The organism is Aliivibrio sifiae, assembly GCF_002954715.1.
In the GTDB taxonomy this organism is placed as follows: Bacteria; Pseudomonadota; Gammaproteobacteria; order Enterobacterales; family Vibrionaceae; genus Aliivibrio; species Aliivibrio sifiae.
In genome coordinates, this window is record NZ_MSCP01000004.1 from 60,304 (window position 1) to 75,890 (window position 15,587).

The following is a 15,587-nucleotide window of genomic DNA, read 5'->3' on the forward strand; positions in this document are numbered from 1 at the left end:
GAGTAAGGCAAAAATTCTTATAAGTAGCAATTCTACAATAATAATTTTTAACGCAACTATTAAGTGATTTAACCAGTAATAATGGTCAGATAATTATTGGAATTGGTATAACACTTATTGGAGAGAAAGTAATGGCTACGCATTTTGATTATATCTGTATCGGCGGTGGTTCTGGCGGTATCGCATCAGCAAACCGTGCGGCTATGCACGGCGCAAAAGTTGCTCTTATTGAAGCGCAAGAGCTTGGCGGCACTTGTGTAAACGTAGGTTGTGTTCCTAAGAAAGTGATGTGGCATGGTGCACAAGTTGCTGAAGCGATTAACTTATACGCTGAAGATTACGGCTTTGATGTTGAACTAAAAAAATTCAACTGGAGCAAAATGGTTGAAAACCGCCAAGCTTACATTGGTCGTATTCATGAATCTTACGATCGCGTTCTTGGTAACAATAAAATCAATGTAATTAAAGGTTTCGCTAAGTTTGTAGACGCAAACACTGTTGAAGTTAATGGCGAACACTACACTGCGGATCATATTCTTATTGCTGTTGGTGGTCGTCCATCAATCCCAAATATTCCAGGTGCTGAACACGGTATCGATTCAAACGGTTTCTTTGAACTAATGGAGCAACCAAAACGTGTTGCGGTTATTGGTGCAGGTTACATTGCGGTTGAAATCGCTGGTGTTCTTCATTCTCTAGGCACTGAAACTCACCTATTCTGCCGTAAAGAATCTCCTCTTCGTAGCTTTGACCCAATGATCATCGATACGCTAGTTGAAGTGATGAACACAGAAGGCCCAACTCTTCATACTCACTCTGTACCAAAAGAAGTAGTGAAAGAAGCGGATGGCAGCCTAACACTTCACCTAGAAAATGGTGAAACACAAAACGTTGATACGCTAATTTGGGCAATTGGTCGTCACCCTGCGACTGATGCTATCAACCTAGAAAAAACAGGCGTTGCTACTAACGATCGCGGTTACATCAAAGTTGATGAATACCAAGAAACTAACGTGAAAGGCATCTACTGTGTAGGTGACATCATGGAAGGCGGTATTGAGCTAACTCCTATCGCAGTTAAAGCGGGGCGTTTATTGTCTGAGCGTCTATTCAACGGTCAAACAAACGCAAAAATGGACTACACATTAGTTCCTACTGTTGTATTTAGCCACCCACCGATTGGCACGATTGGTCTTACTGAACAAGAAGCTGACGAGCAATACGGCAAAGACAACGTAAAAGTGTACACATCAGGCTTCACTGCAATGTACACAGCGGTAACTAAGCACCGTCAACCTTGTAAAATGAAACTAGTTTGTGCGGGTGAAGACGAGAAAGTCGTTGGCCTACACGGTATCGGTTTCACAGTTGATGAAATGATCCAAGGTTTTGCAGTAGCAATGAAGATGGGCGCAACTAAGGCTGATTTCGATGCAGTTGTTGCTATCCACCCAACAGGTTCTGAAGAATTTGTTACTATGAGATAGTCTATTTTTAGACTGTTTTAAATAAAAACGCCGCCAATAGTTAATATTGGCGGCGTTTTTTTTATTGAATCATGTTTAATTCAATTAAACAGTTAATGGCATTACTTACCCGATTTTTCTGCGATTTTAACTTCAACCATTGGCGCTAATTTTTCATAAGGTAAATACCCCGGAAGAAGTTGACCATCGATCAACATAGCAGGCGTCCCTCGCACACCTAAGTCCGTAAATAGTTGGTAGTTCTTCGCCACCATATCTTTCACTTCGTTATTAGTTGATACGTATTTTTCTGCACCATTTGCTTTAGCGACCTTCATAATAGAGCGCATATTGTGAATTCCCGGTTTACTTAATAAGGTCTCATTGATCTTATTAAATTTCTGAGGGCTTTCTTTCCATACTCTCATTGCAAAGGTTGCCGAGTTCGTCGGATTTGAACCCTCTTTAAGTGGCACATAAATGTTTATAACTTTAAGGTCATCAGGATGCTCATCGACCAATTTCATTAAAACTGGATCTAATTTTTTACACCACGGGCAACTTAAATCAGTTAACACCACAATAGTTAGCTTGGGATCTTTGGCGCCAAACGACGGAAGGTCTGGATTGTTGTACATATAATCATGATAATCCGCCAATGTTTTTTGATAGTTACCTTGTTGAACAATATACATCGCTAAACTTTCATGAAGACTATCAATAATCGTAGGATTTCCTTTAAGCATCTCATTAATATCTTCAATTTTCTCTGACTGAGTCATTGCAGAAGCAAAAGGAGAAAATAAGCATGCCATTACCAGTGTTGTGATTAATTTCGTTTTAAATTTCATATTCACTGTCCAAATTTATTCGTTAAATAAGTGATAAGCGAGCAAGTAAGCCCGGAGGTGTTGTTATCCCCGTGGTGATATTTTTTATCTCGCCTTTATCGATAATGACGATCGTTGGGGTTACTCGAATACCCCACGTTCTTGAAATATCACCGTACGTATCATTAATGTTGGTGAAGGTATAATTATGAGATGCCATGTAGCCAGATACTCTTCTGTCTTCTCCTGAACTTGTACTTATTCCTACAACTTGATAAGAGTCACTGAACCAATTAATCGTTGGCGTCACAAATCGACACGCTGCACACCACGTCGCCCAAAAGTAAACGATGACTGGTTTCTTTTGACTCATAGCAATGACATCAATAACCTCTCCGGTAGCACTTATCCCCTCAAGAATAGGGGCGGTATTAACTGGCATATCTTTGGTTCTCCATGCATCAACAGCAATGCTAAGAACAATGATCACAACAAGATAAATAAGTGTCTCTTTACCCCAACGTTTCATTTTCTTTCTCATTACTGCTTACTTCCCGCTTTTTTAATCGCGTCCATAACGACTTTTTCATTCAAAATAACCGGAAGTTCGATGCCATTTGGCGCACTAGGGCCATAAACCACGTTAAATGGCACACCAAATCGGCCATGCTCTTGCAAATAAGTGGTAATCTCTTCACTAGGTACTGTCCAGTCTCCTTGCATGGCAATAACATTGGTGCTGTTTAACTCGCTATAAACCGGCTCTTGAAGCAACACTCCAATTTTGTTCGCCTTACACGTCACACACCAATCAGCGGTAACATCAACAAATACCACTTTCCCTTCATCGACATATTGCTGAATAGATTCACTCGATAAGGGGACCCATTGAGGTTCAGCAGGAAGGAGAACCGTTGAGGTCATACTGTCTATCACGGTGCCAAAACCAAACGTGACCGCAAATAAAATACTCAACCATCCCGCCGCTTTCTTACTGTGAACTTGAACGGTTCGCAGTAAAATTACACCTCCCGCTATCACTGCAATACCATAAATCCAAAGTTCAGGTAGATGATTAGAAAGTAAATTCAACAACCAAATACTGGTAACTAACATCATTCCACCAAAGAGATATTTCAGCTTACTCATCCATGGTCCGGGTTTTGGTAACGAAAGAGCTATAGATGGGAAGATAGCAACCAATATCCACGGAGACGCCATACCAAGCGCTAACGCGGTGAATATGCCATACATGGTTGGAATATTTGTTGCTAAGGCAAAAGCAACGGCTGTACCTAAGAAAGGCGCAGAGCAAGGAGTAGAAAGTAAGGTAGCAAACATTCCTTGAATAAAGTGACCAAAATAGGAGTTATTCCCTTTTGATGCTATCCAAGTATTTGTATTTGATGATAATCGGATTTCAAATAAGCTCAGCATATTGGCACCAAATAGCACCGTAATTAGAGCCATAATGCCAATAAACCACGCACTCTGAAATTGAATCCCCCACCCAATGGCACTCCCCGATAACTTGAGCACAACTAAGAAAGAGGCAAGAAGCCAAAAAGAGAAAATAATCCCACTTGCAGAAGCTAAAAACTGCAATTTAATCTGTTTTTTCTCAAGGCCTTGAGCTGAAATAACACTACTTAACTTCATTCCCAATACAGGGAATACACATGGCATTACGTTTAAAAGTAAACCTCCAAATAAAGCAAATAGAATCATTTTTACGATGGATTGGAGTCCATTACTGTTTGTGATCATTCCATCAGCAATACTTGCAGGTTGTTCAGCAATGAATTCCTTATCTTTTAAGGTAACACTGATATCTTCACCGGTTAGGTCTGGGGTACCCATCCAACTACTCACATCAAAAGTTGCGGTAATATTATCGCCATCCACATCAATCTTTGGACGGGAGAAATTATCATCCTGCATTTCATCGGAAGGGCCATCAACCAAGACATCAGGCGCAATCCATCCCATTTTTTTGGTTGCTGTAACCTGAAGCTGCATTTTTGTCGCATCCCACACCGCTTTCACATCGCTGATCAATGCCGATTCTTTCGGAACCTGACTCAGCCCTTGGGCATAAACGTGCATCGCTTCTTTAGAAAGCGTTAAATCGGTAGGAGTGAACGTCAGTTCAAATGGATAGTCAGTCAGTACACAAATGGTGGTACAAGATGACAAAGTGAGATCAGCCTTAAAAGTAACTGGCTTATTGAGGTCGTCAATATGGAGCGTCATCGGAAAAATAACACTTCCTTTATAACCTAAGGTTTCAATACCAAGTAGGTCGAAACGTTTTGGGTAAGGCCAATACCAATCAATATTACGGATATTTTGAGAGTCATCCCAATTCATACTAGGGGCTATTCCCCCTTCGCCAGGACTTCTCCAATAGGTTTTCCAATCGCCCGAAAGACGAATTTCTAAGAATCCAGCAACGGTTTGATCAACTTTATTGATTTGCCCTGTAAGTACAAAACGAGTTTCAATCGGAGTGTGGTTTGGGTTTTTAAGCCACCCAGTATTCGGAGTTTCTGCTTGAGCAACGGATATAAATACGCTGCACAGCATCGCAAATAGCCCAAAGAGGACTATACGTGCTGTCATTACTGATTTTTGCATTTGTGTTTCCTTTAAAAAATAAATATACGTCGAATGTCGATAAAAACATTCGATTATTTATTCTCTAAAAACACATAACTTGAGATGAAGCCGCCTTCCTTTATGGAGAATTGGCTCTGTAAATAAGGAGGTATAACTAAAAGATAACAGCAATCCTATCACTAGGAGGACTATAAATATTTGCATAATCAGCGCATGATCGCCAACTTGATGTTGCTCGAAATGGACTAAGTGCCCCGAGAGATCGCATTTGTCGGTTAACCCATTTTTATCTTGTTGTTCTGCCTGTATTTGCTGTGCAGAATTAGATACTGACTCTCCTAGCGGTAAAGAACACGAACTCAATAAACCAATATTATTTGCCGCACAGACAAAGATAACCCAACACACGAGAATGAGGGGCCATCTAAGAAATTTATGTCTGTAAAGCGCAAGTTGCATAAACTAGTTAGCTACCAAAATAGGAATGAGTGCCATTAGGACAAACGTTCCTATAAATAGTTTCCTAGTTCAGATATTTAAATTTAGTGCGAATGATCGTGATGATGGCTATGTCCACAACCACACGTTGGGGCTGCGATCACACTTTGTAGTGGATGAAATTCCATTTTTTCTTGCAGGGCTTCTGGCGTTAACGAGTTTATTAACTGCATATTTTCCATATTAACCGCATCCACATTACCCAACTCACGCTGTGCTTTAGTTACTTCAATAAACTGACGGCTTAACTCTTCAGGTAGCTTAAATTCACGAATCGCACATAACAAATTGGTTGCTGTATCTACTGCAATCATCGAAACAGACAATGTTTTATCTTCAGTCAGAGTGAAGTAATCGTCAGGAATAGCAGCTGAGTTTAATTGCATTTCAAACGCTAGATCACCAAAGCTAACGACAACTAAACAACCCCCATTATCAGAGGTAATTACACCAAGTTGCGCGCCAGTTTGGCCTAACATCGCTTGTTCGTCGGCGGTAATATTACCCAAACCAACATAAAGCATATTTGGTAAGTCATTACGGAACAACTCAAGCATTGCGCCATCACCTTCTTGAAATGGGTGATCTGTAAACGTTTGTCCAACTTGAAATTGCGGAGTGTTGTGTTCAGCCATAATGATTACCTTAGTAGATTCTTAGCTCGATTTGATGAGATAAGTGTAATCTTTATTTGAGAAATGACTATCCCAGTAAAGGGCAAATGACTATTACGTATATGTAAAAGTTATCGTCATTCACATTTAATATATACGAACTAAAGCCTTTTCAATGACTATAAATCAGGCAAAAAACAAAATTTTCAGCCTGTTTTTCAATCGTTAAAAACGCAATTAAATAAAATGTCTTAATTGTTCTCAAAAATGATAAAAATCATTCACATTCCATATATAAATCTATACAGTACGCGAAAATAATTCTTATAAATTAATTCTTTGCAGCTAATAACCTCTCCAACTCAAGTCTTTTATCATTTAATGGATCTTGATGACGAACAACAACGAAAGATGCTTGATGACCTAAAAAATAGTCATCCTGATATTTATCGTGACGTCACTCCATTACTTAATATAACTACTTCAGACCACTTCTCAGATCTGTTTGGCTTTCACGCGCAACAAGCTTTTCATGTTGAATGGGACTTTAGCCACCAAATCGTTGATAAATACCAAATCACAGAAGAGTTAGGTCGTGGTGGGATGGGTGTCGTATATTCTGCATACAGAAATAACGGAACGTTTGAACAAGAACTTGCGATTAAATTCATTCAACCTGATTTTAATAACTTGCTAGATAAACATGCTCTATTTGAAGAAGCGCAATTACTCGCACGCTTAAATCACCCATATATAGCAAAAGTCTTTGATGGTGGAGAGCATGAAGGAACGGTTTATGTCGTTATGGAAAAAGTTATTGGGACAACGCTCAATGAATTTTTATACTCCACACCGTTATCACCAAAAGAAAAATTGCTGTTGTTTAGCCAAATTTGCCAAGCTTTAGAACATGCACATCAAAATGATGTTTTACATGCAGATTTAAAACCTGAAAACATTTTAATCGATAAGCAACACTGCCCAAAACTGATTGATTTTAACTTAACTCAAAAAGTACAGAACAGTAGAGGCCGTGGTATTAAAGAACTTGTTGCTTATAGTGAGCATTTTGCCAGCCCAGAACAAAAAAAAGGAGATTACTTAACGTCATTAAGTGATGTGTATTCTCTCGGAAAAATCTTACACCTTCTTTTCCCAGATCTAGAAAGCAAACACGATATTGCTTGTATACAACAAAAAGCAACGCAAATAAATTTATCTAAACGCTACAACTCCGTAGAAGATCTGCGTCACGACATTGAATCAGTCGTCAGTTCTCAACCGATTACATTAAAACAACAAAATCCTTTATATGTGCTTCATTGCTTACTAAAACGAAAGCCTGTGCCATCGTTTCTTTTGGTTTTATTAATATTATCAGGCCTTCTTTTTTCTGGCCTTTTGATCTTTAAAAACCACCAATTAGAACAAGAAAAAATAGTTGCTGAAAATATGATGTATGAGGTCACACAATTATTGTTTCATTCAAAAGGAAGAGATGTTTCTAAAGTATCTATCAACTCGATGCTGGAATTAACTCGACGTAGGATCCTCTCTAATCCAGATTTACCGACTCATATAAAACAAAAAATGCTGCTAGCTATGATGACGCCAATACCAACAAAGCACAAAGTAATCAGCGAGAACATAGAAAAAGAACAACAAACACTGTAAGAATTTCAGTAAGAAAAGGCATATTTAATGAAAAAGACAATACCCTCATCTCTATTACTAATTTATATAGTTATAGAAACAATCTCAGCCGCTTCTGCAACTGAAGTTCATACTGGTTATTTTATTGATTCACCAGTGACTGGACTTTACTACCAAACAAGCTCTGAACTTTCAGGGACGACAAATAAAGGCGCATTTAACTATCGCTCAGGAGATGTTGTTCGCTTTTTTTTAGGAAAAGATGAGAATGGGTATTTGGTTAGCACGCTATCAGGGCAAGAAGTAATAACGCCTACATTAACAACAACAACACCGAGCAAAAGCATTAACCTTACTCGATTGCTTCTTTCTCTTGATAGCACCCCAAACGATCGAAAAGAAATTATTTTAGCGAGTAAAATGCTTTCTGATATCAATTTTCAACAACAGTTAAAAAACATTGACCTTAATGTATTGGATCAATCAGCAAAAGATCTCAATTTAAATTTAGTGTCAGTCAAAGAAGCAGTCAATCATTTAAACCAAAGTCAGCAATACATAGAAAATAATTTCACATCAAATGAAATCATCTACCACCCAATAAATAAACGCCTTGAGCATATCATCATTAAGAAGAAAGACTCACAAGGAAGGCTTTGTGCATACGACCTTAAATACCGTAACCACCCTAGATCTAGCCCTCCTTTTGGCAATATAGAATATACAATCAATAAAACACATTTAATTCAATACCCAAGCGTTGGTGATTATTTTAATGGCTGTTTTCTAGATAAAACAAAATCATTATCTTCTGAAAAAACACATATCTCTCAATTTAAACATTGGGAAGGATTGATTGGCTGTGCAAATACAGGATGTACTCGTAATGATTTAAATGGTTTTTCTTTAGATAATTACAACGATGAAGGAGATTGGAAATATCGCACAACCGCAATGAATTTTGATCCTGAAACTGAATTATTTATGGAAAAAGTACAAGGACTTGGTCCAAATGAACACATCAAACATCAAAATCAAAGTGAAAAAATAATATTTACTTACCCAAAAGAAAAAGGAAAAAACATTCCTTTCGAGGGGATTTGGCGCCAAACCCAATATCAGGGTAAAACCATTAATTCATATTGCTTATTAATAAAACAAGGCGTTATTTTTCAAGATCCAGAAGTCAAAGATTCTTGCTCTCAAAATGAAAAGCATTACGTTCTCAATGTAACGAAAAAATATCCCGATATGTGGTGGATTAATAACGAAAATAAAACCGCACATTTAGAACAAATGAACTTACTCGTTCGTTGGTATCAAAACGGAAATCAACCACAACATACAACGTGGGAGTACTTACCAGCAGGAGAAGAATGGAACCAAGGCATTCTTTATCGGTACCGACAAATCGTTCAACAACAATCTGATGGCACAGAAGAAATAAATACGTTTACTGTCTCTGAATTTAGCAAAATATAACGGGATCCTTTTCATGACGAAAACAACAGAATTAACTCGAATCATTCAAAACTGGCAATCTGGTGATAAACAAGCCGAAAGTCATTTATATCAATTCGCCTATTTACAATTACATAGTATCGCTCAAGAAGAACGTAAGCGTAATGCAGAAAAATACGGTGAAAATAATGACGTACTTTCTGATAGCGTAAATAGTACAACAGCATTAATACACGACGCTTACATCAAACTATCAAATGCAGAGTTAACCGACATAAAAACAAAACGTGATTTTTTCTTAATGGCGACTAAAGTAATGCGTCAAATATTGATTGATAACGCTCGTTCACAACAAGCTCAAAAACGTCAGCCATTAACATCAATAGAAGGTGAGCATAATAAATTTGAACAACTAATTACAATGGACAAAGCATTAGATAGCTTTAGTGTTCGCTACCCTCGCCAATCCAGCGCTTTAAAATTAAAGTACTTAATGGGGATGAAAAATACTGAAATCTGCCAATTATTAGAATGCAGTCCAAGCCTAATAGAAAAGGATTTAAAATTTTCACGCAGCTGGCTGCAAACTCGCATGATGTAAGAAATATGAAAAAATACGCGTTACCTTTAATTCCAATAGTAATAATTACATTGAGTGGCTTTTGGCTACATTCAGCTCTATCTTCACCATCCAATAGCACTCAACCAATAGAGCAAGAGACACAAGCAAGTATCAAAGACCCCTCTTCTGATGAAGCTTTTCTTTCTAGCTTTGATAAACAAAAAATACTCATAAATAATGAGATTAAAAAACATGGACAAGAAAAAAAAACCATTACAAAAAATAAAAAAATAGAAAAATCCTCGCCTACTCAAATTGAAAAACAAAATTTACAGAATAACGAGCATGAAAAATACAACATTCAAGAAGATAATTTATTAAAGGAAGCTGACAAATTAGGGTCAAAAGGGAATCAAAAGCCCCAAATCAATAAAGAAATCCAACAGCAACTTCAAACAATGATTTACGCATGGGACTTAACTGAATCAACATCCATCAAGTACTCTTTCAGTATCCATGGACTTTTTTATGATGAAGACGATGATTTTATTACCACAAAAATACATTTTTCATATCCAGGCTTATCTTTAATCAATAAAGCAGGGCTGACTTTGGTTGGTACCCCTATAAAAAATAAAAAACCAACTAAATTCATAATTTCAGCTAAAGATGATCATCATGGAGAAGATGAAAGCTCTTGGGCACAAGTAAGCTTTTCACTCCCTTCAACCGAAGACTCGAACCTTATAGGTGAAAATGCATTAATTGGACAAACACTGTACCGCCTAGAAACATCCAAAAATTTTCTCGGTAGTAGTTACGACTATGAAATAGTCTATTGTGAAGCATTTAAGTTCATCAATAATATTGCTTTCTATGCAGCATCAACTAATAAACAAACATGCCCAAAAGAGGATCGTTTAACCGAAATAGGAACTTATCAAGCCGATGAGAATCAACTAATTTTAACTAGTAACGGCTCAGTATTTAACGCAGAGCAGCACTGGGAAATTAAACATGAATATAAATCCAGTCACAAAAAAGGAGAAAGCCTGCTCACCACCGTCCATAATGGAAAAAAATTTGAAACCTACACAATATTAAAAAATAAAGCTGCAATGGAATCGCGACTTAATGTAGTAACAGGTGAATACCCTTACCAAATGGAAAAGTTTGAATACTTTTTGCCTAAAGATATGGAAGGTCATTACATTAAGGGGACTGCTGGTATGTACATGATGGATTCACGTCTAATAAACCCAAATTGGCGAGATTTAGATTCAGACTTAAATATTAATTCAGATACTCATGATGTCACTTGTAAGCATGTTCTGTCTTTTTACCAAAGTTCAATACTAGGTGGGAAGGGGGTATATGCAGATATAACAACAAGTTCATTGGCACCAAATAATATCGATCCTATAGAATGCGAAGAAAGGATAAATTCAGAAACAGGAAAACGCTATTCTTATCTGGATTTAGATTATTCTAATTATGATGAGTTAGTAAATGGAGAAGTTTACAGTTACGTTCTCAAGCCTAAACCAGAGCTTGCTCATTTAGTTGAAGAGTTTAAGATCAATTTAATTTATCACGAACCAAATCTAAACTAACTCATTAATAAATAACAACTAAAAGAGCAAGCCCATGGCTCTTTTAGTTGTTGGCCTATCGTAGGCTAAAAACTCCAAAGTGCTTGAAAGCCAGTACTGAAGGTGTACGTATCAGCTTCTGGCAACGTCGCATATCCACTTTTATTCTCACGCTCTGTACATTCACCATCAACCATAGTGACACACGTTTCAAACTGTACTTTTTGTTTATCGGTTTCAAAACGTTTTTCATAACCAAGCATAGCGTACCATCCCAAGTGAAGCCCTTTCATTATTTCATAACTAACGGTTCCTTCAATGGATGTCCTAATACCAAAATCATTAAAAGTATTATCTTCAAATTTGGTATTTTTAGTCACACTATAAATTGGCATACCTAGTACAGCTCGTCCGCTTACTTTCCATTTTTTATCACTAAACAGTGAACCATTATCGTAAGCCACACCTAAATCGACAAAAATATCGGTCGACGTTTCTTCCCATGTCCCATAAAACGCTTTATTGGTGAACCCATTATGATTTCTCATACCGTAACGAGTATAGGTTTGATAAGTAAGTGCTGGTCCACCTATTACTCGCCACTCATCAGTAAGCTTGTAGTGCAATTGTATATTGGTCGCCGTTTTTAAATACTCAAACTGATTAGTTTGCATTAAATGGCTGTAATACTCCCAATCCTCCTCTGCGCTTTGAGGTGAAAAAGAAGCTAATGCATCTATCGAAAAATCAAAATTATCATTGATGTAATACAAACCACCACTATTTAACACCGGGTTTGTAATAGTGACTTTTGATTGCACCCCTCCATAATATTCTTGATACGTTACATTTTCTAAACCAAACGTAAAATACGAATACCCATAGTTTTTTTCTCCCTCATGTGCCATTGCAAAACATGGCAATAAACCTAACCAGTATATTTTTTTCATTGTTCATCCCTATATGTATTTTTGGGTGCGAAATATGAGTGATTCATTCCAAAAAACCAATAGTACGGTTGATAAAAAAATAAAATAAATTTTACGGTTTTTTTCCTATTTCTCGTGTCTTGTTTTGCTTTTTGAATCGGCGTAAAAGTGTCGCACTTTTGAGTTTTACAAATAAATAAACACTATTGAGGGGAAGGCTACCCTCACCAAAAAGGATTGAACAGAATGAAAAAGGTAAGTTTATTAGCAGCGTCAGTGGCATTTGCGTTAGTAGGTTGTGGTGGTTCTGACGGAGGTTCAGACGGTGGTTCAGATCATAATATAAATACTGAAACTCCTTCAGCAGGTGGTATCGTTATTACCGGTTTTGATGGTTACTTTAAGAATGCAGTGGTGTTTGATGATGTAAACAACAACGGCTCTCTAGACGTTAATGTTGATACTGTATTTGGTCTTACCAAGGCTGACGGTAAGATTACTCTACCAAAGGGAGTAAAAATCCAAGGTTCTCTTGCTCTTAAAACATTAAAACCAGGCGATACAGACAAAGATCTTGCAATAAAACTAGCAGCACTAAGTCCTGCTGCTGATTCTTACGCTGATTTCATGAATACATACACAACGGATATGGACTATGAAGGTCAACCAATGGCTAATGCCGTGGTTTTCCGTACACCTATTTCAGCTGAAGATAAAACCGCTGTAATTTCTCCACTGACTGACCTTGTTGCTATCGAAATGGCAAAAGGCACTGCTGAAAATCCAGTAAGTGAAGAAGCAGCAATCGCAGCAGTAACCACTGCGCTTGGTGGCACAACAGAGCAGCCTATTGATCTATTCTCTGATTTCGTAAAAGACTCAAAGACAAATTTAGAAAGCGCTAAATTACACAAAACAGCACAAATTCTGACAGAATCAAAAGCAAAGAACCCTGCTGTTTATGAGAAAAATTCAGCTGAAATTGCTGCCGTTGCTCAAGAAGAGTCTGAAAAAATCGTAACTGATGAAACAATGGGTTCTGATGATTTATTAAACCAAAAGCCTGTTATTAATCCTTCAGAGCCAGATGTTATTATTACCAACTACAAATTATTAGTGAATGAAGGCGCTAAAATTGCCATTCAAAAAGAAATTAGTGCATTAGCTATCACTGAAGGTCAATCTCTAGATACCACAATTACTATTCCTGCAAACCTATTCCAAGACAAGTACGACAATACGCAAACTAATGTACAAGCAGTGGTAGAAATTAACGGTAAAGGTGAAATTACAGCTAATTTAGTAGGTGAAACACTAACTCTTTCAGCTGAAAATCTACAACCAACGTCAGATATCTATACCATTACGCTAACAGCTGAAGATAAAGCAAAGGCAGACACTGAAGTATTAAATACACTAAGCACAACATTCTCATTTAAAGTTGAGATGCTAAACACAGCCCCAGTTGTAGACACTAAAACTCAAGCAAGCATTCAAACTGTGGTTAATTCTTGGGAATTACAACAAGGTGCCACATTCTCACAAACTTTCTCTGTTGATGGCTTATTTGATGACCGAGAAGGTGATGCTTTAACTTATACAACGAACATTAATTCAGTGGTATCAGGTTTAACATCTGCATTTAATAAAAATACTGGCAAAATCACTATTTCAGGTAACCCTCAACCTAATCACTTAGGCCAATTAGTATTTACGATTACGGCTGATGATGGTCACCCTGCAACTCGACTAGCTTCTGAAGCTGCAAACTTCACATTACCTGCTATTGAGGCTGGTGAAATCACAATAAATACAAATGCTAAAGCCGAGTTACAAACGAAAGCAGCAGCATGGAAATTAAAAGTTGGCACTGAATTTAACCAAACATTAAACATTAACGAATTGTTTGATTCTGCAGTAAATGGTGATGTTCAATATTATGCTAACTACGCAGAGTATGATAATACACTACCAGAAAACCCAATTAACGGCGTTGAAGTAAGCGTTGATCAAAGTGGTCTAGTTACATTAACAGGTACCCCAACTAAAGTAACCAATGGTGTTGTTCTATATCTAGCTCAAGGGATCAACTTCTCTGGTGGCGAAGATAATGACATTGAATCAGAAATGGTGATGTTAACACTTCCAAATGTTCAACCAGCAGATGAAGTAACACCACCACCAGCCGGAAAACACCCTCTTGAAAATAAAAACTGGTATGTTTTAGAGCGTGGTAGTGATGATGGTGACGGTATCGACAATAACAACTACTCGCGTGTTTGGTGTGATACGTACAGTTTTGAAAACGGGATAGTATTAAGTAATAATCGCTCATCAATAAATAAAAATACCTGTTCAGATGAAATTTTTGCACAAGATGACAATGGTACATACGTAATTGATGAAAATAACAACATTGTTGCTACATTTACTTTCATCGAAAATGGCGAACAATTAACAGAGACCTTCACTGTCTCAATTAATGACGATACTAATGCACCAATGGATGAAATCTCAATTGGTTCTAAATCAGTTCTTTTCTCAATGGAAGAACAAGGTCAAATTGAGCATGAAACAAAAACATTCTTTGCCGATAACGTAGATGCAGAAAAACGCATTAATGTAAACTCAAATGACGGTCCAGAGTTACGTGATGCACCTCTATACTGGCCAGGTCAGCAAGATGGTGAATATGTACTGAGATCAACATCACTTCAAATGAATACAGCAGAAAATAGCCCTGGCAACAGTCATGATTATATTAAAGTTTGGATTAATGGTGTGAGCTGTGACGGTTTATTCGAAGGTATCGATGGTGACGGTCCTATCTTTGAAAAATTCATCGTAACATCCGATTCAATTTCTCGGAATAATGAGTACAGTAACCAATTACATCACTCTGGATGCTTTACCTCGGAAGAAAATGGAACACCAAACGCTGTTATTTCATTCCTACTTGGTATGAACAACAACTACAAATTAAATGCGAATGAAACCTACAGCATTATGGGTAAAGTCTCTAATGATTGGGGATCAGCTCTTAGTGATATCAACTTCAACATGGATTGGACTGGTCCTGCAATCAACGACTAATTCTAATGATTTATGATAAACCCCGACACTCGTCGGGGTTTCTTTTATCTACGACCCAAACCTTAACTTCCAATTCAATCTAAAAATCCAACCAGAATCACAAAACTCATTACTCTCAATTTAGCTTCCACTTTCCATTACTGCGATTTCCAGTTCATAACCCTATAATATTTAAGTAAATAAATTTAAAACTTTGAACTCACCCCACCAACACCTTCCAATTTCCACTTCAAAGTGGAAAAACTACCCCTGTTCACTTTTCCCTTCCAC

General features: G+C 37.4%; 11 protein-coding genes. 6 read left to right on the plus strand and 5 right to left on the minus strand.

The window, feature by feature from the left end:
* Positions 1-131 precede the first annotated feature (131 nt).
* Positions 132-1,487 carry a glutathione-disulfide reductase gene (gene gorA, locus BTO23_RS20470; protein WP_105056925.1) on the plus strand — a complete coding sequence of 452 codons (1,356 nt, stop codon included), beginning with the start codon at positions 132-134 and terminating at the stop codon, positions 1,485-1,487.
* A gap of 101 nt (positions 1,488-1,588) precedes the next feature.
* Here the strand turns inward: gorA and BTO23_RS20475 are convergent, their stop codons facing one another.
* From BTO23_RS20475 to BTO23_RS20495, 4 genes are all read right to left on the minus strand, one after another.
* On the minus strand, positions 1,589-2,317 hold the full coding sequence (locus BTO23_RS20475) for a DsbA family protein (protein ID WP_105064431.1): 729 nt from the start codon (positions 2,315-2,317) through the stop codon (positions 1,589-1,591).
* A 22-nt stretch (positions 2,318-2,339) separates the two neighbouring features.
* A complete protein-coding gene (locus BTO23_RS20480; protein WP_170066791.1) occupies positions 2,340-2,837 on the minus strand; it encodes a protein disulfide oxidoreductase in 498 nt (165 codons plus the stop codon).
* Positions 2,837-4,933, minus strand: a complete 2,097-nt coding sequence (locus BTO23_RS20485; RefSeq protein ID WP_061005500.1) for a protein-disulfide reductase DsbD family protein — start codon at positions 4,931-4,933, stop codon at positions 2,837-2,839. The genes BTO23_RS20480 and BTO23_RS20485 overlap by 1 nt, the downstream gene beginning before the upstream one ends.
* 524 nt (positions 4,934-5,457) lie before the next feature.
* Positions 5,458-6,048, minus strand: coding sequence for a hypothetical protein (locus BTO23_RS20495; protein ID WP_060994033.1), 591 nt, complete (start codon positions 6,046-6,048; stop codon positions 5,458-5,460).
* A gap of 318 nt (positions 6,049-6,366) precedes the next feature.
* Here BTO23_RS20495 and BTO23_RS20500 point away from each other — a divergent pair, with 318 nt between their 5' ends.
* From BTO23_RS20500 to BTO23_RS20515, 4 genes are read left to right on the plus strand one after another with little or no spacing between them, the layout of a single operon-like run.
* A complete protein-coding gene (locus BTO23_RS20500; protein ID WP_060994034.1) occupies positions 6,367-7,701 on the plus strand; it encodes a serine/threonine protein kinase in 1,335 nt (444 codons plus the stop codon).
* 27 nt (positions 7,702-7,728) lie between these two features.
* Positions 7,729-9,162 carry a chromosome partitioning protein ParA gene (locus BTO23_RS20505; protein ID WP_105064434.1) on the plus strand — a complete coding sequence of 478 codons (1,434 nt, stop codon included), beginning with the start codon at positions 7,729-7,731 and terminating at the stop codon, positions 9,160-9,162.
* A 13-nt stretch (positions 9,163-9,175) separates the two neighbouring features.
* Positions 9,176-9,742 (plus strand): ECF-type sigma factor, encoded by a 567-nt coding sequence (locus BTO23_RS20510; protein WP_060994035.1) that lies wholly within the window; start codon positions 9,176-9,178, stop codon positions 9,740-9,742.
* A 5-nt stretch (positions 9,743-9,747) separates the two neighbouring features.
* Positions 9,748-11,316 (plus strand): hypothetical protein, encoded by a 1,569-nt coding sequence (locus tag BTO23_RS20515; protein WP_060994036.1) that lies wholly within the window; start codon positions 9,748-9,750, stop codon positions 11,314-11,316.
* Between the two features lie 65 nt (positions 11,317-11,381).
* On the opposite strand, the gene BTO23_RS20520 is transcribed toward BTO23_RS20515, so the two are convergent.
* Positions 11,382-12,245, minus strand: coding sequence for a hypothetical protein (locus tag BTO23_RS20520; RefSeq protein WP_060994037.1), 864 nt, complete (start codon positions 12,243-12,245; stop codon positions 11,382-11,384).
* Between the two features lie 225 nt (positions 12,246-12,470).
* Here BTO23_RS20520 and BTO23_RS20525 point away from each other — a divergent pair, with 225 nt between their 5' ends.
* The gene (locus tag BTO23_RS20525; protein ID WP_105064435.1) at positions 12,471-15,317 is read left to right on the plus strand and encodes an Ig domain-containing protein; all 2,847 of its coding nucleotides are present in this window, start codon (positions 12,471-12,473) and stop codon (positions 15,315-15,317) included.
* Positions 15,318-15,587: the final 270 nt, after the last annotated feature.

What these genes read in the sequence shown, in the direction of transcription:
- gorA (WP_105056925.1), top strand. Translation starts at nt 132, where the DNA reads ATGGCTACGCATTTTGATTATATCTGTATCGGCGGTGGTTCTGGCGGT.
- BTO23_RS20475 (WP_105064431.1), bottom strand. Translation starts at nt 2,317, where the DNA reads ATGAAATTTAAAACGAAATTAATCACAACACTGGTAATGGCATGCTTA.
- BTO23_RS20480 (WP_170066791.1), bottom strand. Translation starts at nt 2,837, where the DNA reads ATGAGAAAGAAAATGAAACGTTGGGGTAAAGAGACACTTATTTATCTT.
- BTO23_RS20485 (WP_061005500.1), bottom strand. Translation starts at nt 4,933, where the DNA reads ATGCAAAAATCAGTAATGACAGCACGTATAGTCCTCTTTGGGCTATTT.
- BTO23_RS20495 (WP_060994033.1), bottom strand. Translation starts at nt 6,048, where the DNA reads ATGGCTGAACACAACACTCCGCAATTTCAAGTTGGACAAACGTTTACA.
- BTO23_RS20505 (WP_105064434.1), top strand. Translation starts at nt 7,729, where the DNA reads ATGAAAAAGACAATACCCTCATCTCTATTACTAATTTATATAGTTATA.
- BTO23_RS20510 (WP_060994035.1), top strand. Translation starts at nt 9,176, where the DNA reads ATGACGAAAACAACAGAATTAACTCGAATCATTCAAAACTGGCAATCT.
- BTO23_RS20515 (WP_060994036.1), top strand. Translation starts at nt 9,748, where the DNA reads ATGAAAAAATACGCGTTACCTTTAATTCCAATAGTAATAATTACATTG.
- BTO23_RS20520 (WP_060994037.1), bottom strand. Translation starts at nt 12,245, where the DNA reads ATGAAAAAAATATACTGGTTAGGTTTATTGCCATGTTTTGCAATGGCA.
- BTO23_RS20525 (WP_105064435.1), top strand. Translation starts at nt 12,471, where the DNA reads ATGAAAAAGGTAAGTTTATTAGCAGCGTCAGTGGCATTTGCGTTAGTA.